General features: G+C 54.3%; 18 protein-coding genes and 1 pseudogene. 8 read left to right on the top strand and 11 right to left on the bottom strand.

The features are described 5' to 3' along the window. Nucleotides 1–5 precede the first annotated feature (5 nt). From TH5_RS21725 to TH5_RS21715, 3 genes are read right to left on the bottom strand one after another with little or no spacing between them, the layout of a single operon-like run. Nucleotides 6–1,082, bottom strand: coding sequence for a tartrate dehydrogenase (locus tag TH5_RS21725; RefSeq protein ID WP_114123633.1), 1,077 nt, complete (start codon nt 1,080–1,082; stop codon nt 6–8). A 51-nt stretch (nt 1,083–1,133) separates the two neighbouring features. Next, nucleotides 1,134–3,203: a tripartite tricarboxylate transporter permease gene (locus TH5_RS21720; protein WP_114123632.1), complete on the bottom strand. Its 2,070-nt coding sequence runs from the start codon at nt 3,201–3,203 to the stop codon at nt 1,134–1,136. A 34-nt stretch (nt 3,204–3,237) separates the two neighbouring features. Next, nucleotides 3,238–4,185, bottom strand: a complete 948-nt coding sequence (locus TH5_RS21715) for a tripartite tricarboxylate transporter substrate binding protein (RefSeq protein ID WP_114123631.1) — start codon at nt 4,183–4,185, stop codon at nt 3,238–3,240. Nucleotides 4,186–4,766: 581 nt separating this feature from the next. On the opposite strand from TH5_RS21715, the gene TH5_RS21710 reads away from it, so the two are divergent. Both TH5_RS21710 and TH5_RS21705 read left to right on the top strand, forming a co-directional pair. Next, nucleotides 4,767–5,681, top strand: a complete 915-nt coding sequence (locus tag TH5_RS21710; RefSeq protein WP_114123630.1) for a LysR family transcriptional regulator — start codon at nt 4,767–4,769, stop codon at nt 5,679–5,681. A 192-nt stretch (nt 5,682–5,873) separates the two neighbouring features. Beyond that, nucleotides 5,874–7,619, top strand: coding sequence for an ABC transporter ATP-binding protein (locus TH5_RS21705; protein WP_114123629.1), 1,746 nt, complete (start codon nt 5,874–5,876; stop codon nt 7,617–7,619). A gap of 56 nt (nt 7,620–7,675) precedes the next feature. On the opposite strand, the gene TH5_RS21700 is transcribed toward TH5_RS21705, so the two are convergent. From TH5_RS21700 to TH5_RS21670, 7 genes are all read right to left on the bottom strand, one after another. Continuing rightward, nucleotides 7,676–8,473: an ABC transporter ATP-binding protein gene (locus tag TH5_RS21700; protein WP_114123628.1), complete on the bottom strand. Its 798-nt coding sequence runs from the start codon at nt 8,471–8,473 to the stop codon at nt 7,676–7,678. Further along, a complete protein-coding gene (locus TH5_RS21695) occupies nt 8,470–9,519 on the bottom strand; it encodes a FecCD family ABC transporter permease (protein ID WP_114123627.1) in 1,050 nt (349 codons plus the stop codon). Before TH5_RS21695 ends, TH5_RS21700 begins: the two co-directional genes overlap by 4 nt. Beyond that, the gene (locus TH5_RS21690; protein WP_114123626.1) at nt 9,506–10,651 is read right to left on the bottom strand and encodes an ABC transporter substrate-binding protein; all 1,146 of its coding nucleotides are present in this window, start codon (nt 10,649–10,651) and stop codon (nt 9,506–9,508) included. Before TH5_RS21690 ends, TH5_RS21695 begins: the two co-directional genes overlap by 14 nt. 78 nt (nt 10,652–10,729) lie before the next feature. Beyond that, nucleotides 10,730–13,027: a TonB-dependent receptor gene (locus TH5_RS21685; protein ID WP_114123625.1), complete on the bottom strand. Its 2,298-nt coding sequence runs from the start codon at nt 13,025–13,027 to the stop codon at nt 10,730–10,732. A gap of 174 nt (nt 13,028–13,201) precedes the next feature. Continuing rightward, nucleotides 13,202–14,245 (bottom strand): FecR family protein, encoded by a 1,044-nt coding sequence (locus tag TH5_RS21680; RefSeq protein ID WP_167443623.1) that lies wholly within the window; start codon nt 14,243–14,245, stop codon nt 13,202–13,204. 156 nt (nt 14,246–14,401) lie between these two features. After that, complete coding sequence (locus TH5_RS21675; protein ID WP_114123623.1) at nt 14,402–14,932, bottom strand: sigma-70 family RNA polymerase sigma factor; 531 nt, start codon at nt 14,930–14,932, stop codon at nt 14,402–14,404. A 284-nt stretch (nt 14,933–15,216) separates the two neighbouring features. Continuing rightward, nucleotides 15,217–15,912, bottom strand: a complete 696-nt coding sequence (locus tag TH5_RS21670; protein ID WP_167443622.1) for a GntR family transcriptional regulator — start codon at nt 15,910–15,912, stop codon at nt 15,217–15,219. Nucleotides 15,913–16,088: 176 nt separating this feature from the next. Between TH5_RS21670 and TH5_RS21665 the strand changes: the two genes are divergently transcribed. The 6 genes from TH5_RS21665 to TH5_RS21640 all read left to right on the top strand — a co-directional run bounded on the left by TH5_RS21665 (nt 16,089) and on the right by TH5_RS21640 (nt 22,735). Then, nucleotides 16,089–17,126 (top strand): C-terminal binding protein, encoded by a 1,038-nt coding sequence (locus tag TH5_RS21665; RefSeq protein ID WP_244205000.1) that lies wholly within the window; start codon nt 16,089–16,091, stop codon nt 17,124–17,126. Between the two features lie 86 nt (nt 17,127–17,212). Continuing rightward, nucleotides 17,213–18,229, top strand: coding sequence for a TRAP transporter substrate-binding protein (locus tag TH5_RS21660; protein WP_114123621.1), 1,017 nt, complete (start codon nt 17,213–17,215; stop codon nt 18,227–18,229). Nucleotides 18,230–18,304: 75 nt separating this feature from the next. Further along, nucleotides 18,305–18,904 carry a TRAP transporter small permease subunit gene (locus tag TH5_RS21655; RefSeq protein ID WP_114123620.1) on the top strand — a complete coding sequence of 200 codons (600 nt, stop codon included), beginning with the start codon at nt 18,305–18,307 and terminating at the stop codon, nt 18,902–18,904. After that, nucleotides 18,897–20,225 carry a TRAP transporter large permease gene (locus tag TH5_RS21650; protein ID WP_114123645.1) on the top strand — a complete coding sequence of 443 codons (1,329 nt, stop codon included), beginning with the start codon at nt 18,897–18,899 and terminating at the stop codon, nt 20,223–20,225. The genes TH5_RS21655 and TH5_RS21650 overlap by 8 nt, the downstream gene beginning before the upstream one ends. Before the next feature lie 22 nt (nt 20,226–20,247). Beyond that, entirely contained in the window at nt 20,248–21,855 is a 1,608-nt protein-coding gene (locus tag TH5_RS21645) for a GMC family oxidoreductase (RefSeq protein WP_114123619.1), read from the top strand. Nucleotides 21,856–21,895: 40 nt separating this feature from the next. After that, entirely contained in the window at nt 21,896–22,735 is an 840-nt protein-coding gene (locus TH5_RS21640) for a fumarylacetoacetate hydrolase family protein (RefSeq protein ID WP_167443621.1), read from the top strand. Between the two features lie 482 nt (nt 22,736–23,217). On the opposite strand, the pseudogene TH5_RS21635 reads toward TH5_RS21640, so the two are convergent. Continuing rightward, a pseudogene (locus tag TH5_RS21635) lies at nt 23,218–23,450 on the bottom strand (aldehyde dehydrogenase (NADP(+))); the annotation flags it as partial.

Here is a 23,450-nt window from a genome sequence, read left to right as displayed (position 1 = left end):
CCCGATCAAAGATTGTCGCCATGAATGGCCGCAGTCACGGCATCGGTCACCTGACGTGTCGTCGCCTTGCCGCCAAGATCAGGTGTGTGCAACAGCGGATCGGCTGTAACGCGTTCCACGGCACGCATCAGGCGCACCGATGCCGCCGCCTCGCCCAGATGATCAAGCATCATGACCGCACTCCAGAAAGTCGCCACCGGATTGGCAATCCCTTTGCCGGTAATATCGAAAGCCGAACCATGGATCGGCTCAAACATCGATGGAAACTTTCCTTCGGGATTAAGGTTTGCCGTCGGGGCAATGCCAAGCGACCCGGCCAGTGCCGCCGCAAGGTCCGACAGAATATCGGCATGCAGGTTGGTCGCAACGATGGTATCAATCGTTTCGGGGCGCAGGGTCATGCGCATGGTCATCGCATCGACCAGCATCTTGTCCCATTGGACATCGGGATATTCTGCGGCAACTTCGGCTGCGATTTCATCCCACATGACCATGCCATTGCGCTGTGCATTTGATTTGGTCACCACGGTCAGTTGCTTGCGCTTGCGTGACCGTGCCAAATCGAAGGCGAACCGCATGATACGCGTGACACCCGCCCGGGTGAAAATCGAAACTTCGGTTGCGACCTCTTCGGGCAACCCGACATGCGAACGCCCCCCCTGTCCTGCATATTCGCCTTCGGAATTTTCACGGACGATCACCCAGTCAAGCTCGCTTTGTTTCACATTGCGAAGCGGGCTTTCGATCCCCGGCAGAATGCGGGTCGGACGGACATTGGCGTATTGGTCAAACGGCTGACAAATCGCAAGTCGCAACCCCCAAAGGGTGACATGGTCCGGCACATCCGGTGCCCCGACAGCACCGAAATATATGGCATCATGGTTCCGGATCTGCTCACGCCCGTCAGCAGGCATCATGACACCATGTTTCTTGTAATAGTCCGAGCCCCAATCGAAGTTATCGAACGTCATGTTGAATCCGCCATCGCGCTTTGCCAGCACGTCAAGGACTTTGATACCAGCTGCAACAACCTCTTTACCGATCCCGTCACCCGGGATGGCAGCAATACGATAAGTCTTCATGATCAGTCTCTTGGTTAGCAGTTAACTTTGAAAATTCAGGCTCGTATGCCCCTAGAACAGCAATCCCGATGGCATGCGGATCAGCAATACATCCGCCATCAGCCAATACAAGCCGGTCACGATTGCAAATCCCGCGAGTGTTTCGACGATAATGCGTTTGGCAGGCATGACTTCGTAACAGGACACCCTGGCCAGCGACAGGAAGGCCAAAATGGCCGCAACCCAGAAACCGGTCAGCGGAATAGCCAGGACCCAGAAGCCCATCACAACAATCAGGGCAATACGCCGCGAAACCGATTCACTTGTCTGATCGCCGCTCTTTGCACCTGCGGGTTTACGCAACAGGTTCATGGCAAAAAGGACAATCGAAAACACAATCAGCGTGGCACAGATAGTTATCGGAAATACTGACCCCAACGGGGACATTTCCGATGTCTGCGTGATGGCCCAAACAGCCATCAGCACCAGCAAAACAACAATCCCCATACCTGCGGTATCGCGTGGCTTTGCGATGACACCTTTCAGGTGTGCCATCGGATTGATCACAGGCTCCGACAGGGTCGCTTCATCGGCTTTTGCCGTCTCACCGTCCGTTTCGGCATAATTCTTTGCCGCAGCAACCGCACGCTTGCGGGCTTTTTCCTTGCGGTTGCCAAACAGTACCGGATAAAGCAGCGTGAAAGCAGCCAATGCAACGATGGCAAGGCTGATCGGACGGCCAAAGAACATGCCGACAATATTGCTGGTCGCATTCCCGATCAGATAGGACTGAACAAACCCCTGTTCGGCAATCTGTCCCAGCACAAGGCCCAACACGATGGGCGAAGGTGCAAAACCGTACCGGTTCAAAATCCAACCAATCACACCCAGCACCAGCATCATTTGAACATCATGCAGGTTGCTGTGGATGGCAAAGCTGCCAACGACCGTCAGGAAGGCAATGGTCGGAACCAGAACGGTCTTGGGGATCGAGGCAATCGACTTATAGGCATAACGCCCGATCAAAAGCCCCGCAGGCAACATCAGTGCGGTTGCAATCAGCAGCCCAAAGATAAAGGTGTAAACAATCTCGCCCTGCTGCGCGAAAAGGGTCGGGCCGATCTTGATACCCTGTACCAGCAATGCACCAAGGATCACCGCATCGGGTGGCGTACCGGGGATACCCAGCACCAGTGTCGGAATAAACCCGCCGCCCACTGTGGCGTTGTTTGCCGATTCAGTCGCGATAATCCCGTCTGGCGCACCGTTACCGAATTCTTCCGGCGTTTTCGACGAACGGCGCGCCTCGGAATAGGAAACCAGCCCTGCTATCGATCCACCGGCACCCGGCAAGATACCGATGATGGTTCCGATAACGGAACTGCGAATGACGTTGAACTTGCTTTTCCAGGCAATGCCGAACGCTTCGAACAAACGAATGCCACGGTTCCCTTGCTCCACTTTCAGATGCGGATCGGGTGTCGCCACCAGATCAATCAGAACCGGAATGCAATACAGGCCGATCAGTGCGGAAACGATATCGAACCCGCCCAAAAGCATCTGGGTATCCATCGTAAAGCGGATATCACCCCCGACAACAGCCACGCCAACCATGGCCAACATCAGACCGATACAGCCGCCGATAAGCCCTTTAAGCGTATTACCGACCGATAATGCCGAAATCAGGGTCAGGCCAAATATTGCCAGCCAGAAATATTCCGGCGGGCCGAACGCCAGCGCCACCTTTGCCAATGGCGGCGACAGCAACAGCAGGAATATCCCGCCAACCAGACCACCGAAAACCGAGGCAAGCGTGGCAAGAGTTATGGCAAGGTTACCATCGCCGCGTTTGGCCATTGGGAAGCCGTCAAAGGTTGTTGCAATCGCAGACGGGGTGCCCGGTGTATTGACCAGAATCGCGGCGAAGGCACCGCCATAGATGGCACCGGTATAGATCGCACCGAGCGCAATCAACCCGGTCGCCGGGTCCATTGTGAAAGTAAACGGGACCAGAACGGCCACCGCCATGGTTGCCGACAATCCCGGCAGGGCACCAATAATGGTACCAAGAACAACGCCGCCAAGCGCCATCAGGATATTAAGCGGCGTCAACGCGCTGAGAAAATAGCCAAGCAATTCCATGGCGATGGACCTTCCTTTCCCTTCCGGCTACGGATTAGCGATTGGCAATACCAAGCTTTTCGCCAATTGCACGGTATTCGGCCTTCTTCTCGGCCATGAATTCCGGCATGTCCTCATAGGAAATATCGGTCAGCACGAAACCGGCATCTTCCATCTGTTTGATGAATGCCGGGTCTGCGTTGATCTCGCCGATAATATCGGAAAGTTTCTGGCGAATATCTTCCGGGGTCGAGGCAGGAACAGCAATACCGCGATAAGCACCGCCCACAAGATCAATACCGAGTTCCTTGAAAGTCGGAACATCCGGGAATGCCTTCACACGTTCGTCCGCAGCAACAGCAAGCATGCGCATGCCCTCGCTATTGTTCACGCCAGACGTGACATAGTTGAAACCAGCGGTCGTCTGGCTTCCCAGGATCGCCGTCACGGCCGGGCCGGTACCGCTGAACGGAACATAGGTGGTGGTTACGCCAGCCAGTTCGTCGAACTGTTCCTTCGCAATGTGATTCGAGGAATTCGAACCCGAACCGGAGAATGTCACAACTCCCGGATTGGCCTTGGCATGCTCGATCAGTTGCTGAAGATCCTGGAACTCGCTGTCAGCCGGAACAAAAATCGCATCCGGCGTGTAATGGAAGAAATAGACATGAGTCAGGTCGTCGGTTTCGTATCCGACATCCTTTTCCATGGGCTGCAGGATCGTGTGCGGCAGGTTGGTGCCCATGATCGTGTAGCCGTCGCCTTCCATACCGTTAAGCTGCGACCAGGCCTGCGCACCGCCAGCACCGGCCAGATACTGGATTACGGCCTGCTGACCGGTCAGTTTTTCAAAGAAAGGTTGCTGAAAACGCGCGGAAATGTCGGACTCGCCGCCCGCATTGAACGCAATGATATAGTTGATCGTTTTTTCCGGATATTCTGCAAAGGCCGGGGTGGCAAAGAATGACGCAGCAACCGCAGCCGCAATAGCAAACTTACGCATTGATATTCCTCCCGTATGGTTTGGATCACCGACTTTTCTCTGAACCGGTGCCCGAAAGGCAAAACAGGAAGTTCCCTGTCAGCATTCCGGTCATTTTCCCTGATATCTGAACCGGGCGTTGCCATACTTGCTGTAGGACGCAAGCTGATTTGTTGTTCGATAAATTGCCCGCTAGACACATGAAGTGTAGATTTTTTATTAAACGTGACTAATGCCAATCTGGCCTTTGGTTATACCAAAATGGCATTACGAGATGGTATTCTGCCGGCTTGAGTATCATTTGCCGATGGCCCAAAAAACGCAGAAACCGCAAGAGCAAACTCACGCATTGGTATTCCTCCCGTATGGTTTGGATCACCGGCTTTTCTCTGAACCGGTACCCGAAAGGCAAAACAGGAAGCTTCCTGTCAGCATTCCGGTAACTTTCTCTGATGTCTGAACCGGGCGGTTGCAATGCTTACGGTAGGACGCAAGCCATTTTGTTGTTCGATGAATTACCCGGTAGACATATGAAGTGTAGATTTTTTATCCAATCAGTATAATTTCTGATTTCTCATTTCATTATGTCGCGGAGGTTAATAATGACAACCGATAGCGATCTGGGATTTTTCGTCCTGCTGGCGCGCAAAGGAAATCTGTCCGCGGCTGCCCTTGAACTGAACCTGTCCCCACCGGCAGTCAGCAAACGTCTTGCCAAGCTCGAGGACAGGCTCGGTGTACGGTTGATGAACCGGACGACACGCCGGATCAGCCTGACCAGCGAAGGCGAGGCCTATTTCCAAAGTGCAATAAGGATCATGCGCGATATCGAAGAACTGGAACAACGCGTTTCGGATGCGCGCGAAACGCCCAGCGGCCTCTTGCGCATCAATGCAACTTTTGGCTTCGGGCGTGAATATGTAGCACCGGTAATATCCGAATTCTCCCACCTCTATCCCGAAGTGGAAGTTCAGCTGGTGCTGAGTGACACCCCACTGAACATGGTCGAAGAAGGTCTTGATCTGACAATCCGGTTCGGGGGAATGCCCAATTCCCGGCTACGAGCGCGCAAACTGCTCCGCAACAGACGATTTTTATGTGCGGCCCCCGACTATCTTGATCGATATGGTACGCCCAAGCGCCTCTCGGACCTATCAGCCCATAACTGCATTATCCTGCGCCAATACAACGAAAGCTATGATTTGTGGAAGCTACAACGCGGGCAGGAATCAGAAACCATCAGGGTTCATGGCACGCTCAGCAGCAATGACGGCGAAATCGCCCTAAACTGGGTCCTTGCCGGCCATGGCATCATGATGCGTTCCGAATGGGATATCGCCCGGCATGTCAAAGCTGACAGGCTGCGACTTGTACTCCCTCAATACGCGCAAATTGATGCGGACATCTATGCTGTCTACCCCGAACGCCACAATCTTTCTGCAAAAGTCAGGATATTTATCGACTTCCTGCACCGGAAATTGCTCGAAGGGTCAACCGTCGGCTTTGTTCAAACCTGAAATGTTACCCATCCCGGACTTTGATCATCCCAATCAAAATAACTGCCCCGATATCACGATCATCCGGCAACCCTGCACGATAACAGTTGAAATTCGCATCGCACCAATTGCTAATAGTAATCAATTTCGCTATTTCATGTGTTCGTAGCTGCTCTGACGCTGTGATCGACCCTTTGCCACCGGATCCGCCCCATGCTCAAAGAATTCTTTTCCTACTATCTGCCCCATAAACGGCTCTTCATGCTCGATTTCGGGTCGGCTGTCCTGTCGGGTATTTTGTCCCTTGGCTTTCCGGTTGCGGTTGCCGGGTTTGTCGATGTGCTGTTGCCCAAACAGGACTGGCTGCTGATCGGAATGGCTGCCGTCGGGCTGCTTCTGGTCTATCTTGCCAATACCGGCTTGATGGCCGTCGTCACCTATTGGGGCCATGTTCTGGGTATAACGATCGAAACCGAAATGCGCAAACGCGCATTCGACCATTTGCAAAAGCTTTCCTTCCGCTTTTACGACAACCAGAAAACCGGCCATCTGGTGGCACGTATCACCAAGGATTTGGAAGAAATCGGCGAGGTCGCCCACCACGGCCCCGAAGACCTGTTTGTCGCGATCATGACCTTTATCGGGGCGCTCATCCTGATGTTTACCGTGCATACCGAACTGGCGCTAATTGCAATGACAATTGCGCCACTGGTGATGTGGCTGGTCGTCCGGTTTGGCGGAGAAATGACGCGCAACTGGCAAAGTCAGTTTGGCCGTGTCGGCGCCTTCAATGCGCGGATCGAGGAAAATGTCGGCGGCGTTCGTGTTGTGCGTGCCTTTGCCAACGAGGATCACGAACGCGCGCTGTTTCACAAGGATAACGAACTTTATCGCCATGTGAAATTGCAGGCCTATGGCATCATGGCGATCAGCCTTGCGATCAATTACCTCGGCATGCGGATTGTCCAGGTCGTCATTCTGGTGACGGGGACCTATTTCGTTGTAACCGGCGGACTGACGGTCGGCGGGTTTGTCGGCTTCCTGCTGCTGGTCAATGTGTTCTATCAACCGCTCGAAAAGATCGCCGCTGTTGTCGAAACCTATCCCAAGGGCATCGCGGGCTTCAAAAACTATCAGGCATTGCTGGCAACCGAACCCGATATTGTCGACCGCGATGGTGCGCGTGATATCGAAAACCTCTCCGGCAATGTTGCATTTGACCAGGTCGGCTTTGGATACAGCCCGGAACGCATTGTACTCAATGGCATCAATCTTTCGATCAAATCCGGTGAAACGGTTGCCTTTGTTGGCCCGTCCGGGGCGGGCAAAACAACACTTTGTTCGCTGGTGCCAAGATTTTATGATGTGACAGCGGGCAGAATCACAATCGACGGGATCGATATTCGCGACATCAAAATGAAATCGCTTCGCCGTCAGATCGGCATCGTCCAGCAGGATGTTTTCCTGTTTGCTGGCACATTGCGCGACAATATTGCCTATGGCCGCCTTGACGCCACCGAGGATGAAATCATTGACGCCGCCCATCGCGCCCGTTTGCGGGAACTGATCGCCGACATGCCTGACGGGCTTGATACCGTAATCGGCGAACGCGGGGTCAAACTTTCGGGTGGACAAAAACAGCGTGTCGCAATCGCCCGTATTTTCCTAAAAAACCCGCCAATCCTTATTCTCGACGAGGCGACATCAGCCCTCGATACCGAAACCGAACGCGCCATTCAGCAATCGCTTGATGAACTGGCCAAAGGCCGCACGACCCTGGTGATTGCGCATCGTCTGGCCACCATCCGCAATGCCGACCGGATCGTCGTAATCACACAGGACGGCATTGCCGAGGAAGGCACCCACGATGCCCTGATTGCAGCCGGTGGCGCCTATCGCCGCCTGCACGAAGCACAATCACTTGGCATCAGAACCGATAACAAGTCGGACTGCGCCTGAGACGTAAAAAGAAAACGGCCCGGCTATTACAAAGCCGGGCCGTTTTATGTTTGCCGTTATCGGGCAACCTGTTTGCCGGAACGAATGGGCCGGATCACCTGCACCACAGGCTGACCTTGTTCATCGCGCGAAACCGATGTTTCGACATGATAGACCCGTGCCAGATTATCGGGGGTCAACACCTCGCCAGGGGTGCCGGACGCAACGATTTGGCCGGCTTCGAGCAACACAATCCGGTCGCAATAACGTGCCGCCAGATCAAGATCATGCAGGGCGGCAATCACAACTCCGCCGCGCTCAGTCAATCGTTCGCGCACAAGATCGAGCACCACCATTCGCCAATGCAGATCAAGTGCCGATGTTGGTTCATCAAGCAGCAAAACATCCGGGTCCCGAAGCAGTGCCAGCGCAAGCCCGACCAGTTGCCGCTTGCCACCCGACAGAACATGCAGCGGCGACAGGGCAAATTCATCCAGCCCAAGCCGGTTAAAGATATCCTCGATCCGATCCGCCAGTTCACGATCCGAAAAATCAAGATCAAGGGCGCGCGCCGTACTCCACATCAGTTCGGTTGGCATCAGGACGCTGGGATTGGGTGGTGTTTGCGGCATGGTTGCCACCCGACGATGCCACGCACTGACATCCATTTCGTCCCGGTCACTGCCATCCAGAACGATCCGGCCATGATGGGTCTTCTCACCAGTCAGACACCGCATCAGGGTCGATTTACCCGATGCATTCGGGCCAAGAAGCCCCAACACCTCGTCATCATGCAATTCGGGCAGATCAACATCATGCAATATCCGGGTCCGGCCATAGGATGCAGAAATACCGGTGGCGGAAAAGATCGTCATATCGTTTTCCTCCGTCCGGCAAGAAGCCCCAGAAAGACCGGCACGCCAACAACAGCAGTCAGAATGCCAACCGGAATAATAACGCCCGGCACAAGCGCCTTGGACAGGAAAGACGCCAGCGACAGGATCAATGCCCCGCAAATTGCCGATCCCGGGACCAGCAAACGATGATCCTCGCCCAGAAGCAGGCGGGCAATATGCGGCCCGACCAACCCGATAAAACCGATCGCCCCGACAAAGCAAACAGCAAAGGCCGCTAGAACAGAAATGCGCAGAATGACCCACATGCGAAGCCGGGCAACATTAATCCCCATGCTGCGCGCATGAGCTTCCCCGCCGCGCAGAAGGGTCATGATCCAGACCTGTCGCAGGGAAAAGGGAAGAATAATCATGAAGCACGCTGTCACGAGCCCGACCTCAAGCCATCCGGCACGGGTCAGATTACCGATGGTCCAGAATACGATCTGCTGAACCGCTTCGGCACTGGCCAGATATTGCAACCCGGCGGTCAGGGCATTGCAAAGGAACACCAATGCAATCCCGAACAGAACAACGGTCTCGCGTGCTCCGCCGCTCCAACGCACAATCAACAGGATCAATATCCCCGATCCCAGCGCGAAAAGCAGTGCCATCACCGGCAAGATCGCGGCTTCGGGCAGGAAGGGCAGAACCGGAACAAGCACGATTGCAAGGCTGGCCCCGAGAACCGCCGCCGAAGACACACCAAGCGTAAAGGGGCTGGCAAGCGGATTATCAAGAATGGTCTGGGTTTCAATCCCAGCCAATCCCAACGCCGCCCCAACCGCAAGCGCAATCAGTGCATCAGGCAACCGGACTTCCCAAAGAATGATCCGATACCGAAGCGCCAGCGATTGCGGATCAAGAATACCCCCGACAATATCGCCGATATCAATCCCTGCCGGCCCCGCCGCCAGATCAAGACCAAGGCTGAGAAAAAGCGCCAGAACCATTGCGGATATGATCATCAACCTGCGACGATGGATCGCACCGAACCGGTCATGAAGCGAAAGATCAGCGGGCGCCATGATGTACCGTCGCGCTATAAACACCATGAAGGTCGAACGGTAACCAGGTGTCGTAGATATATTGCATGGTCTTTTCCGGATGAAGATCGGCAAACCGGTCGGGATGGATCCATGTTGCAAAGGCTTCGAGCACCACGATGTTAAAAGGCGAGTTATAGAAATTGTGCCAGATGCTGTGGGCCCGACCGTTTCGAACGGCATCAAGGGCCGCAAATTCCGGCGCGGCGAGATAGCGTGCGAGACTGTCGGCTGCCATTTCGGCCGTCATACCTTCCCCCAGCGCAACCGGCAAAGCCCCGTCTCGATATTCCTTGACCGTACCCGATGCTGTCCCGATCCAGACATCCGGATTTTCCGTCAACAGAAACTCAGCCGTATGCTGGGCCGTTGGTCCGGGGGCCACGGCATCGGCGATGTTAAGGCCGCCCGCCTCTCCGATAAACGGGCCCAGCATGCCCTCTGCCATGCCCCAGCAACATTCGAAACGACCGGGATGGGCCTGCAAAAATACCGTCGGACGGACGTCAACATCCGCTACCCGTTGGCGAATGGTCTCAAACCGGCTTTGGTAAAAGGCAATATAGTCGCCTGCCCGGTCCTCTGCCCCCAGTACACGACCGAGAATTTCGATAGAAGGCAGGGTGTTGTTCAATGGATCAGCCCGAAAATCGATAAAGATGATTTGCGTACCTGCGGCGGCCAGTTGATCAATCATTTCGGCATTTTTTGCCCCCGGGCCGTGGTCATTCAGCCCGAAAATCGCCAATTGCGGCGCAAGATCGATAATCTTTTCGACCGAAACACTATCCTCGCTGCGCCCGCCAAATAAGGGGATGTTTTTTGCATCCGGGAAGCTGGCAAAAAGCTGCTGCTCAAGATCGGGCTGTGTCCAGCCAAGCGGCGTCATCATGCCAACCAGACTGCCTACGGGATTAGTTGGCCGCAATAATGCCAGAAGCGGAATGTACCGCCCCTCACTGATCACCAACCGTTTGACCGGTGTTTCAATGCGCACCTGTCGCCCGGCAAGGTCGGTTATTTCAATCGTCCCAGCCAGCACAGGAAGGCTTGCCATCAAACCCGGAACCAGCCCCAGACCAATCAGAAAAAGTGTACGCAACCAATACGGCATGCCACTTTGCCTCCATTAACAGAAAAACCCGGGACCGGCGAACCGGTCCCAGGCAATACATTCAAATCTTTTAAAACCCTAGAAGCGCGCCTTGGCCATCAACAGGAAAGACCGGCCCGGTTCGTAAAGCGGGACAACATTGGTGAAGTCCTGCCCATAGGTTGCACGATCTGCATATTCTTCATCAAAGATGTTGTTTGCTTCGATGCGAAGCGTCAGATACTCGGCTGCTTCGGGTTGATATTCGGCATAAAGCCCGACGACCTCATAGGCTTCCTGTGCTGATCCACCAGCATCTGCGGTATCGGTATTTTTCAACGCCGCATCAAGCGTTCCACCCAAGGTCAGGTTGATCGTGTCTATCCGGTGGGCGGCTTCAAGCGCGATGATCCGGCCGAGCGGCGCACCAAGATATTGGGTACCGTCAGAATCACCCGGATTGCCATTCACGGTGATTTCGCTGTCGGTATAAGACACCCGGACAAAACCTGGACCCCAATTATAACCTGCGCCAAGATTGTAACCGCGTGTTTCGAAATCGACGACCACCGACGGACCGGGTGTCCAGCCCGGATCACGGGCATTGTCAAATACACTGCGGAAAATACCGGCATTAAAGCTGAACCCTTCGTGATGAACTTCAAATCCGGTGGTGTAGTTTTCCGAACGAACCGGCTTGATACCATCGCTGTAGTCCCAAGCCGGATTCAGGATAAAGTTTTCGGCCAGTGCGATACCACCCCAGACATTGGAATAACCTGCATTGACCGTCAGGAAATCGGTAACGTCAACCGCCGCAGATACGTTACCGCTCAGCCCATCATTTTCAAACTCGGTACCGTCAATACCGGTAAATTTCTGTGTATCGCCACGCACACCGAACGACAGACGTAAAGGATCAAGCGGCTGGATGCGTGCCTGCGCATAGGCACCAAAATTGGTTGCTTCTTCGTCTGCATCCGTATCTGGCCCATCGTATTCGGCAACGTCATTATAAAAATCGACACCAGTTGTAACCGTATCGCGGTCCGTCAAATTGAAGTCGTTTTCAAATTTTCCCGAAAAGCTGCTGGTCGTGCCACGGCTTTCTTCAGTCAACGGCGCATACAGATATGTCTCACTATAGGCCAGAACTGCCTTTGGGTCCCATAATCCTTCTGCTCCGGCCTGCCCGTAATTGAAGGCAAAGTTGCGACGACGCATATCATAACCAAGTTCGTCCGGTTGGTTCCGGTTGGTAAGATCCGTCATGTTGGCCCGATATGGACGCTGCGCCCGGTCACGGACCTGTTCTCCGGAAAATTCGAAACGGTGACCGCTTTGGGCTTCATAGGCGGTCTTGATCAAGCCGGAACGCATATCAGCTTCGGTGCCAGGGACCTGCTCGCCATTGCCTGCTTTGTAATCGTCACCCTTGGCCCATTTGAAATAGCCCAGCAATTCAAAGCCACCGGCACGCCCATAGGATGACAGATCGTTGCTGAAGGTCTCGCTGTCGGTGTCGTAGCTGCCTTTGACAAACCCGCCAAGTGAACGGCCCGGTTCCAAAACATCGACGACATCGACGGTTTCATAGACGATCGCACCACCAAGCGCGCCCGGCCCGGCATCCGCCGGGGCCACGCCCGGATCAACCCGGGCCGCCTTCAGAAGGCTGGGGTCAATCAGGTTGGTTCCACTATGGTGAAATACCTTGTTGTTCTGCCGTGCACCATCGATAGAAACAGCAAGGTTGGTTTCTTCTATCCCGTTCACATAAAGCTTCTGGTTTAAGGGGATCGATCCACCGACCGAAACACCGGATTCACCGGTAAAAACCTGTTTGACATCCTGCGGATTCCGGCGATCCAGATCTTCGCGCGTAACACGGACCGAGTTTGCCCGATCTGCGGCCCCCGGACGATCATCGGCCACACTCGCGGCTTCGATCAGGATCGGGCTGACCATGGTTTCGGATGCGTCACTGCTTTGCGCCGAACTTGTGATCGTGACCGATCCGTCATCGGCAATCCGGTACACAAGCCCGGTTCCGGCCAGAAGACGTTGCAACGCAGCCTCGGTATTCATCAGACCGACGACACCATTGGTTTGCACATCACGCACCAGATCACCATGGGCCGAAATCTGAAGACCGGCCTGCTGCCCGAAAAGGGCAAGCGCATCGGCAAGTGGTTGTTTGGCAATATCGAAATCGTGTTGCTGGCTGGCCTGTGCCAGTTCATCGGTTGCGGCTTGGGCCGCCGTGATCGGCGCCATATTTTCCATCGCACCGGCCGAAAATGCGATCCCCGAAACCGCGAATGCCGATAATGCTGTCGACATCGCAAAGGTACGACGCCATTTCCCCGAAACCATCGACAAATTAACCCCCGTCATCAAGTTCAGTCTCCGCCTGGTTTTACATTTTTGCAGAATGGGTGATTTGCAAATGCGAATTAAGTTCACCCTTTAACCAAGCAACGAAGGGAGAGATGGCAATATTCAAAAAAAGTTGAGATTTTTTCGCAATATCATTTCTCGCCGTGTTGTCCCGGCGATTTCAGACAAGCGCTATTCGGGTGACAGCATAAGAACCCACGGCGAAATTTCGCGAAGTACAGCACCTTGCGCATCTGCAATCGCGGCAAGGGCCGCCTTGGGGTCTTCAAGGTTATAAATCCCGGTCAACGGCTCTCTTGCGAGTGCGTCATCGCTGATCAAAATCCAGCCATCGAAATAGCGGTCAACAGTTTCAATGATCTCGGCAACCGACTGATCCTTGGCAATCAGTCTCCCGCCACGCCATGCCGCCACCAGTTCGGGCGCTATTGTCTGGCGAACAAATGAACCATCCGGGTCAACATGCACCATGTCACCGGCACCCAGTTCGGATACATTGTCCGACTGGCTCCCACGGCTATGTTCCACACGAACCCGCCCGTGTTCGACAGCGACATCAACACCGTATCCACCACGGCGGACATCAAATGCAGTCCCGAGAACCGTTGTTTCGGTTTCACCGGAAATCACACGAAACGGTCGATCCGTCATTGGCACAACGTCGAAAAACGCTTCACCTCGCAACAATTCAATCTGTCGTTTATCCCCGGCAAAAGCCAGCGCAACCGCACTATCTGGGGCCAGATGCAACATGCTGCCATCCGGCAGCTCGACCACGCGCATTTCACCGGTCGGGCTTAGATAGTCCGCATTCAGATCAATCATCCAGCCCGGCAAGGCAAAGACCAGCAGGCACGCGACCAGCGCACATCCCGACAGACCAAGCGAAAGCTGCCGCGGCCAGAATGAACTACCGCCCCGCCTGCGTACCGAGGCCATAGGACCGGCATTCGCACCCGGCATCACAGTGACACGATCTTTGCGCGAAACAATGGGTTGTACTTGTTCTATCCTGTCCTGCCATTCCGCAACATGGACCGGCACAGTCATATCAAGCATCTGCCAAACACGCAGTGTCTCGTCCCAGTCGGCACGGTTTTCCGCACTGCTTTCGAGCCATGCGTCATGGCGCACTCGCAAATCCCGGTTATCGGGATCGTCGCTTAGCAAGGCGATCCACTCGCTTGCCGACCTTGGCGTCGTCATATCGCTCATCGCCTCGCATCTCTCCATGTGCTTCGCAGGACATCGGCCGCATTTGCGGTCCGGTTTGCGGGTTTCTTCATGTCCTGACACATTGCGTTGCTTCCTTACTGAATAAACGATGGCAGTCTGCTGAATTTTCAATTTTTCAGCATTTTTTGCGCACGCTTACCTCTCCCTGGCCAAACGCGTCTTGCAATGCTCTATCGCGTCGGTCACCAGCGTGTGTGCTGTACCGACCGAAATATCAAGCCTTGCGGCGATTTCAGAAAATTTGCAGCCGCCAAACCGGTGCATTTCAAGGGCGATGCGCGACCGGGTCGGAAGCTCCGCCAGTATCTGCTCAAGCAGTCTGAGTTCGCTTCGCGCGATGGCCTGAGCTTCGGGGTCCGGCCGGTCTTCGGGAACGGCATCGGTCATGCTGTTTTCATCGATGCCGACATGATTGCTTTCGCGTACCATCTTGCGACGGCCATCTATGGCAAGGTTGCGAACGATGCGGAAAATATAGCCAACCGGCTCATCAAGCCTGTCATCCATTTTAACCGCACCCGCACGTTCCAGCCGGAAATAGGCATCCTGCACGACATCCTCGGCAGCAGCACGGTCGCCGACGATTGCGCGCGCGTAATTGACCAGTTCGCGCCTTCTGGTCACGAACAGGGCGAGCAATTCCTCGTCGCGCCAACTTGCAACCATGGGCCCCCAGCAGATCACATTCCGCAGCAAAGCAACTGCGAATTGTTTGCATTTACTTTGAATTTTTCATGCTGTCAAACATCCAACCACCCGGCATCAACGACAAACCGGGTGCGAATTGTTCGAAATCAAGGGAAAGTCCTGTGTTTCACCATCCGTTTCACGGATCGAGAAACTGTTTGTGCAACGAGAAACAAATTTTCAGCCGGATGAGATGTATTCGACCAATGCCTGTAAACATCGGAGTGGATCGCTTTCATCACCCAAGAACATGATAAAAGTGATTACGAAAGCAATATTGCATACTCTTCATCAGTGCGACGGCGGCTTTTGGTGCGCTGATTAATGTTTGCAGATGGCAGCGATATCGACCGGTTGATCACCAGAATATGTTCTTCCAGCAACGCCTGGGCATCATCAAACTGGCGGTTTGCCATCATGTCGCGCATTTGCGTATGCTCGGCAAAGGACCGTTGCCAGAAATCCCCTTCGCCCGATTGCAAATGGGCACGCAGGGCTTCGAGCGCGGTGGCGGTCAGGTCATAGGCCTTTTCCAGATAACGATTGCCTGCATGTTGTAGAATCACCCGGTGATAGGCACTATCCGCGCGGCTATAAAGCGTGAATTCATCAACATCAATGGCGTGCTTCATTTGCACGATAGCCGCCGAAAGCCCCTGCACAAGGCCTTCGGGGTCGCGCGCCAGCGCACTGCCAAGCGCCTCGCGTTCCAGCATCGCACGGAAGTGGCTCATTTCTTTGACTTCCTGTGGTGTTGGCGTGAACACATATGTCCCGGCCTGGGGTACAATGCTGACTAATCCCATATCGCGCAGGTCGGTGAATGCCGCACGTACCGGCGCTTTGCTCATGCCAAGCGCACGGGCAATCTGCTCCTCGGACAGTCGTTCGCCAAATTCAAATTTGCCCGACACGATCGCATCGCGAAGTCGTTCACAAGCTTCTTGAGTGAGCGACACAGCAGTCTCCTTCGAAATTCTGATCAGTTCCGTGATGGCACCATTTGCCATCAATCCCATGATTTTGTGCGCCCATCAAACACCAAAAAAACAATATTGACAAGGAATTAAAATTCTAGAATTCTAGAATGACAAATCAACGATATCCGATGTCGACGAACCCCAAAGAGGTCCATATGTCTCGCTTTCGCCTACTCACACCCGATGCCCAATATCCGGACGATGCGCAGATCGAGCGTCGCACATCCGGCGACCAGGTCGACTGGGATATTTACCGGGAACGTTCGCCTGAAAACATTCCGGCCGATGTGCTAGGCAAGTGTGATGCGATGGTGGTGTGGCATGAAATGCCGGTCACCCGTGCGGTGATCGCAAAGCTTGATCGTTGCCGCATCATCGTCCGTGCCGGTGTGGGGTTTGATCACATTGATCTTGATGCCGCTGCCGAGGCGGGCATTCCTGTCTGCAACACACCGGATTACGGCACAAGCGAGGTCGCCGACCATGCCATCGCCTTGATGCTGACCATGCGTCGCGGCATCAATTCCTATCACCGGAACCTGATGGACTCCCCACGCGCCGGTTTTGACCATGCCCGCGCCCCGCTGTTAGCCCGCCTTCGCGGGAAAACATTCGGGGTTGTCGGGCTAGGCCGCATTGGCATTGCCGCCGCCTTGCGAGCAAAGGCATTTGGCATGCGTGTTCTGGCCTACGATCCGCTCGTGTCCCGAGGCACGGAAATTGCCGTCGGTGTCGACCGCTGTGACCGGCTTGAAGAACTTCTTTCCCAAAGTGATGTGGTCAGTTTGCATTGTCCGCTCACGACCGAAAGTCACAAAATGATCAACGCAGAACGACTGGCGATGATGCAGCCCCATGCGCTTCTGATTAACACCGCACGCGGCGCGATTATCGACATTGATGCTTTGCTCGATGCCTTGCGTAACGGCACGATTGCCGGTGCTGGGATTGACGTCCTGCCCGCAGAACCGCCTGCACCCGAAGACGCCATTGCCTTGGCCTACGCCAATGGCAAGGATCCGATTGTCGGTGAACGTCTGTTTTTAACCCCTCATGCTGCATGGTCGAGCCCGGAAAGCGTGGCCGATGCCCGCCGCCTTTCGGTCGAAACCGCGATGCAATATCTGTGCGACGGATCGCTGCGTAATCTTGTTAACGCACCGGCGCAAAGACGTTTAAGTGGCGCTGCCTGACGTCGAGGCAGGCCTGTATCTGGCTTACGACATGGTCCAAAGGCATGGGATCACCAAAACATGCTGCAAATAGGGAGGAAAACATAATGAAACGCACATATCTAAAAGTCGCTGTTGCTGTCTTGATGCTGAGTGGCACAACCGCCACTGCACAGGAATTTGATCTTACGTTCCAGTCGGTTGATCCGGCCGGAAACCCCAACTTCGCCATTCAAAAAGAATGGACCGAACGCGTTCATAAAATGTCGGGCGGGCGCATTGCCATCGAACTTCTGCCAGTTGGTTCGGTCGTGGAATACAACGAAACTCAGGAAGCTGTCGGTTCCGGTATTCTGGATGGTCACATTACCGATGTAAGCTATTTTTCCGGCAAGGACCCGGCATTCGGTCTGATCGCCAACCCGATTGGTGCATGGGCATCACCCGATGAAATGTTCCGCTTCATCAATTACGGTGGCGGGTACGAATTGATGAACGAGCTTGAAGGGCCCTATGGCCTGCGTTTTGTCGGCGCGACAACAACCGGCCTTGAAGGCTTTGTTTCTGATCGCCCGCTTGACGGCGTTGCCGATCTTAAAGGTCTGAAAGTCCGCGCGCCGGAAGGCCTCATTCAGGAAGTCTTTGCTGCGGCGGGCGCAGTACCGGTAAACCTGCCTTATTCTGAAGTTTACACATCGCTCGATAAAGGCGTGATTGATGCTGCGGATTCCACGGTATTTTCGACCAACCACCAGCAGGGCCTTCATAAGGTCGCGGTTCATCCTGTCTATCCGGGCTTCCATTCCATGCCTCTGGTCGAGGTTGCCATGAACCTTGATAAATGGAACTCGATGCCCGAAGACCTGCAGGAAATCATGACTGTTTCTGTACGCGACTTTGCCCAGGATGCAGTTGCCAGACTTTCAATCAATGACCTGAAAGCAGTGGCAGAAGCGAAAGCAGATCCTTCGATCACCGTGCACAACTGGCCAGCAGAAGAACGCGCAAAATTCCGCGCCATCGCCATGGGCCAGTGGTCAAAAGTCGCAGCAAGCTCTGAAAATGCACAAAAGGTCTATGACTTGCTGACCGAATATCTGAAATCCCAAGGTCTGTTGAACTGACTGGATGCCTCCGGGCGCAGTTAATGCGCCCGGATCTTTCCCGATCATCACTCCGCTTGAAACGATTGGTCCGCCATGTCAGTGCCCCCCGATCATACCCCTGCCGTGCCCGATACCCCCCAATCCGTCACACCCCAATTGGAATATCTGCCACAAGCCGGTTGGCTTGGACGCGCCATCACCCTTGCCGCACGTCCCTTTGCGATTTGTATCATCGCAGCCATGGCAATCCTCGTGATGGAGGTTTTCCTGCGCTACGTTTTCAACCGTCCGACCGTGTGGGCGCACGAGACATCGATATTTTTAAGTGCCGTCACCTTTATCTTTGGTGGCCTGTACTGTGTTGCACGCAACACCCATATCCGCGTTGTCCTGATCTATGATGTCGTCAGATCATCTTCACGCTGCGCGCTTGATGTGGTCATTTCAATTGCTTGCCTCGGTGTCAGTCTGTTTTTCGCATGGGCCTCGTGGCTGATGGTGAAAAAGGCAATGTTTCGCCCCGATGGCAGTTTCTTTCTCGAAACCACCGGCAGTGCCTGGAACTCACCCGCGCCCGCAGTCTTGAAAATATTCATGTTCTGCGTGCTCGTTGTCATGAGTGTCCAGTTCCTCATCCTCACTTTCAATTACGCACGTGGCAGCAAAGCGCCGCAAGGGCATGACGATGTTTGACCTTCTTGATCTTGGATTGAACCTCAAGGCGCTGGGGATCGGCTGGGGAACATTGCTGATGTTCGCCCTTCTGGTTGCGCTGCTTTTGACCGGCGCTCCGCTTGCAATGGTGACCCTGCTTGTTGCCCTTGTCTTTGCGGTGGGCTGGTTTGGGCCAAGCTCGGTGCCTTTGATCACCAGTCGCGTATACAGTTTCGTGTCATCCTTTGTGTTTGTCTCGGTACCGATGTTCGTAATGATGGCAGCCATACTTGACCGGTCTGGTATTGCCCGCGACCTGTTTGATGCAATGAAGCTTATGGGTGGCCGCCTGCGCGGCGGGGTCGCCGTACAAACGATTTTCGTCGCCGTCATCCTTGCCGCAATGAGCGGTATTATCGGTGGTGAAATCGTGTTGCTTGGTCTTGTCGCCCTGCCTCAGATGCTGCGCCTTGGCTATAACCGGCGCTTGGCCATCGGTGTTGTGTGCGCTGGCGGATCACTTGGCACAATGGTGCCTCCTTCGATCGTCTTGATCATTTACGGTTTGACCGCGAATGTCTCGGTCGGGGATCTTTTTACCGCGGCTTTCCTGCCGGGCTTCATGCTGGCCGGGCTCTATATCGCCTACATTCTGCTGCGCTCCTATCTTGATCCGAACGCCGCCCCGCCGACACCTGTCGAACGTGTCTCACTCCGCGATAACTTGCCGCTGCTTCGTGGTCTTGTTCTGCCGTTTTTGGTCGTGTTTTCCGTACTAGGATCAATTTATGGCGGCATCGCTTCGGTCACAGAGGCTTCTGCCATCGGCGTTGCTGGTGTCATCCTGTCTACGATTTTGCGCCGGGAATTCTCCTTTGGCATGTTGCTTGATGCGGCCCTGCATACATTGGCAACAGTCGGTATGATCATGTGGATCGGCATCGGCGCAAGCGCACTGGTCGGTGTTTATAACCTGATGGGCGGCATCCGCTTCATATCACAGATGATCACCGGCATTTCGGAGGAGCCGATGGTGATTATCCTGTTCATGATGCTGATTCTGTTCATTCTCGGAATGTTTCTGGACTGGGTTGGTATCGCACTTTTGACGATGCCCATTTTCGTGCCGATCATTCTTCATCTTGGTTACGACCCGGTCTGGTTTGGTGTGCTGTTTGCCATGAATATGCAGGTCTCTTTCCTGACGCCGCCTTTCGGGCCCGCCGCGTTTTACCTAAAAAGCGTGACCCCGCCCGACATCACCCTTGGCGAGATATTCAGATCACTTGTGCCATTCATTTGCCTGCAGGTTCTGGCCGTTGGTCTGCTGGTCCTCTTCCCGGCAATCGCAATTTACTAGCACAATATTTCCAGGTACCGACATGACACGCAATTTAGACGGCGAGTACGACTATATCATCATTGGCGCCGGGACGGCCGGATGTGTGCTTGCAAACCGACTCAGCGATAATCCCGCCAACCGTGTTCTTCTCATCGAGGCGGGCGGCAAAGACACCTATCCATGGATCCATATTCCGGTTGGCTATCTATACTGCATGGGCAATCCGCGCACCGACTGGATGATGAAAACCACCAGCGAAGCAGGCTTGAACGGTCGCCAACTGGCCTATCCGCGCGGCAAGGTTCTGGGGGGATGCAGCTCGATCAACGGCATGATTTACATGCGCGGTCAGGCTGCAGACTATGACGGCTGGGCGCAGATGGGTAATAGCGGCTGGGGCTGGGATGACGTGCTTCCCTATTTCATCCGTTCTCAGGATCGCCCCGGTGGTGATGGTCAGATCCACGGGCAAGGCGGCGAATGGAAAGTCGCGCGCCAGCGTCTTAAATGGGATTTGCTCGATGATTTCCAACGCGCAGCCCAGGAAATGGGAATCCCCCCCACTGATGACTTTAACGGTGGAAATAACGAAGGTGCCGGCTATTTCGAGGTCAACCAGAATGGCGGTCGCCGCTGGAGTGCCGCACGGGCTTTTCTTGAACCGGCTCTCAAACGCCCCAATGTGCGCCTGTTAACCCATGCCCATGTTCAAAAAATCACGTTCGAGGATGGCCGTGCAAAGGCTGTGAAAATCTTGCATGGCGGCGTAGTTCTTCATGCCTCGACCAAGGCAGAGATTCTTCTTGCCGCCGGTGCAATCCATTCGCCCTTACTGCTTGAAGCATCGGGTATTGGTCAGGGCGAACGCCTTAAAGATGCGGGTATCGATGTGTATCGGGATTTGCAAGATGTCGGGGAAAACCTTCAGGATCATCTTCAGCTAAGGATGGTTTTCCGCGTTGAGAATGCCCGCACGCTTAATCAGATCGCCAATTCCTGGTCGGGAAAGATCGGCATGGCAGCAAGCTATTTGTGGAACCGCTCCGGCCCCTTGTCCATGGCCCCCAGTCAGTTCGGAATTTTTACCAAAAGCAGTCCCGAGATAGCAACGCCGGACCTTGAATATCACATTCAACCGCTGTCAACCGACAAGCTGGGAGAACCGCTGCATCCCTATCCGGCTGTGACGGTATCGGTCTGCAACCTGCGCCCGGACAGTCGGGGCTCCACCCACATATCGAACGCGGGCCCGTGCGCGCATCCCGACATTTCACCACGCTATCTAACCACAGACAGTGACGTTAATGTCGCTGTGCGCGCACTGCGTCAGGCACGGCACTTAATGACCATGCCTGCTTTGAAAAAGTATGCCCCGTCAGAAAATCTGCCCGGTGTGGACAAAACAGACGATGCCAGTCTGGCCCGTGCCGCCGGGGACATCGGCACAACCATTTTCCATCCCGTCGGAACCTGCCGCATGGGCGTTGATGACAGTGCGGTGGTTGACCCGCAATTGCGGGTACGCGGTGTGGAAGGTTTGCGAGTGATTGATGCTTCCATCATGCCGCGGATTGTATCGGGAAACACCGCGACGCCAGTGGTGATGATTGCGGAAAAAGCCGCTGACATGATCTTGCGCTCAACCTGACAGCACATTCGACAGAACATTCTTTGAAAAGGATTGGATTATGAAGTTTCTCCGCTACGGACCGATTGGTGGCGAAAAGCCCGGATACCTTGATCAGGAAGGAAACATCCGTGACCTTAGTCGTTTGATTACCGATTTTACGCCGGAAACCGTGAATTGCGAACAACTGGCGGCCCTGGCTGCTCGCGACCTGTCTGATTTGCCGATTGTTGATCCCGGCACACGGATCGGTCCGTGCGTTGGTGCCGCGCGCAACTTTTATGCGGTGGGGTTGAACTATGCACGTCATGCCCGCGAAACCAACAACCCCGAACCCAAAGAACCGGTACTGTTTTCAAAATCTACATCGTGCATCTGCGGACCAAACGATCCCATTATCTTGCCACGCGGCTCGGTTAAAACAGACTGGGAAGTTGAACTCGGCATCATCATCGGCCGCCCATGCAGCTATGTGACCAAGGACGAGGCGCTTGATTATGTCGCCGGTTTTTGCACGATCAACGATGTCAGCGAACGCGCCTATCAAATCGAGCGCGGCGGACAATGGATAAAAGGAAAATCAGCACCAAATTTCGGCCCGATTGGTCCGTGGCTGGTAACACCCGACGAGGCAGGCGCCCCTCAAAACCTGACCTTGAAGCTTTCTGTTAACGGCGAGACTGTCCAAAACAGCTCTACCGCCGACATGATTTTCCCTGTGGCCGAAATCATATCCTATATGTCCGGTTTCATGCGTCTGATGCCAGGCGATATTATCGCAACAGGCACACCAGAAGGTGTCGGTATGGGCCTGACGCCGCAGCGCTTCCTGAATGCTGGCGATGTCGTCGAACTCTCGGTCGAAGGGCTCGGCACACAGCGCCAGACGGTTATCAATTAAGGTGCGGTGATGATTTCCGTCATACAATGATGCAGACACCAAGGCCAATCGACATTTGATCTGATAGTGGGGATTCTTAAGCTTTGTGAATTTTTATTCACTGGACTGGCTTGATCAGTCCAGTGGAGATTTCATGAAATGGTATGAACTGAGCGTTGACCAATGCGAATAATCTATTGGATCATGATGGTTCCGATAACGCCACATTGGTCCAATTGAACTGATCAAAAGTTGTCTGGCAAATTGTCTTTAAATTCAAACACCCCGTTCAGCAAAAGCAGAACGGGGTGTTTTGATCTAAATCTGTCTCATATCTAGCAAAACATAGAGTTCTGACAAAGGTGGTTGCAGGGGCATGCAATTAACTACGCTCTCTTACTCGAACAAACCTCTAAACGCATTTTTCCTCACACCACCTGCCAACATCCTTTTGCTAGTCACGCAACCAAATAGTGAGCAACTCTAGCTAAGATGAGATACGATCAGGCCAAATCAGCCGGCAGGACATCTGTGGGGATGTTCTGATAGCAAACCGGACGCAGGAAGCGACGGATCGACATGGTGCCAACCGACGTCGCCCCGAAATTGGTCGATGCCGGGTATGGCCCGCCATGCACCATGGTGTCGGAAACCTCGACCCCGGTCGGGAAACCGTTGACCAGAATACGGCCCGCCTTGCGTTCCAGGATCGGCATAAGTGAACGCGCATCTGCCG

Origin of the sequence: Thalassospira xianhensis MCCC 1A02616 (assembly GCF_003326475.1) — a bacterium.
GTDB lineage: Bacteria > Pseudomonadota > Alphaproteobacteria > Rhodospirillales > Thalassospiraceae > Thalassospira > Thalassospira xianhensis.
The sequence above is the reverse complement of the archived record's forward strand: the minus strand, read 5'-3'. Positions and strand labels throughout refer to the sequence as shown.

Excerpts from the sequence above, each read along its gene's own strand:
- TH5_RS21725 (WP_114123633.1), bottom strand. The coding sequence starts at position 1,082 with ATGAAGACTTATCGTATTGCTGCCATCCCGGGTGACGGGATCGGTAAA.
- TH5_RS21720 (WP_114123632.1), bottom strand. The coding sequence starts at position 3,203 with ATGGAATTGCTTGGCTATTTTCTCAGCGCGTTGACGCCGCTTAATATC.
- TH5_RS21715 (WP_114123631.1), bottom strand. The coding sequence starts at position 4,185 with ATGCGTAAGTTTGCTATTGCGGCTGCGGTTGCTGCGTCATTCTTTGCC.
- TH5_RS21710 (WP_114123630.1), top strand. The coding sequence starts at position 4,767 with ATGACAACCGATAGCGATCTGGGATTTTTCGTCCTGCTGGCGCGCAAA.
- TH5_RS21705 (WP_114123629.1), top strand. The coding sequence starts at position 5,874 with ATGCTCAAAGAATTCTTTTCCTACTATCTGCCCCATAAACGGCTCTTC.
- TH5_RS21700 (WP_114123628.1), bottom strand. The coding sequence starts at position 8,473 with ATGACGATCTTTTCCGCCACCGGTATTTCTGCATCCTATGGCCGGACC.
- TH5_RS21695 (WP_114123627.1), bottom strand. The coding sequence starts at position 9,519 with ATGGCGCCCGCTGATCTTTCGCTTCATGACCGGTTCGGTGCGATCCAT.
- TH5_RS21690 (WP_114123626.1), bottom strand. The coding sequence starts at position 10,651 with ATGCCGTATTGGTTGCGTACACTTTTTCTGATTGGTCTGGGGCTGGTT.
- TH5_RS21685 (WP_114123625.1), bottom strand. The coding sequence starts at position 13,027 with ATGACGGGGGTTAATTTGTCGATGGTTTCGGGGAAATGGCGTCGTACC.
- TH5_RS21680 (WP_167443623.1), bottom strand. The coding sequence starts at position 14,245 with ATGAGCGATATGACGACGCCAAGGTCGGCAAGCGAGTGGATCGCCTTG.
- TH5_RS21675 (WP_114123623.1), bottom strand. The coding sequence starts at position 14,932 with ATGGTTGCAAGTTGGCGCGACGAGGAATTGCTCGCCCTGTTCGTGACC.
- TH5_RS21665 (WP_244205000.1), top strand. The coding sequence starts at position 16,089 with ATGTCTCGCTTTCGCCTACTCACACCCGATGCCCAATATCCGGACGAT.
- TH5_RS21660 (WP_114123621.1), top strand. The coding sequence starts at position 17,213 with ATGAAACGCACATATCTAAAAGTCGCTGTTGCTGTCTTGATGCTGAGT.
- TH5_RS21655 (WP_114123620.1), top strand. The coding sequence starts at position 18,305 with ATGTCAGTGCCCCCCGATCATACCCCTGCCGTGCCCGATACCCCCCAA.
- TH5_RS21650 (WP_114123645.1), top strand. The coding sequence starts at position 18,897 with ATGTTTGACCTTCTTGATCTTGGATTGAACCTCAAGGCGCTGGGGATC.
- TH5_RS21645 (WP_114123619.1), top strand. The coding sequence starts at position 20,248 with ATGACACGCAATTTAGACGGCGAGTACGACTATATCATCATTGGCGCC.
- TH5_RS21640 (WP_167443621.1), top strand. The coding sequence starts at position 21,896 with ATGAAGTTTCTCCGCTACGGACCGATTGGTGGCGAAAAGCCCGGATAC.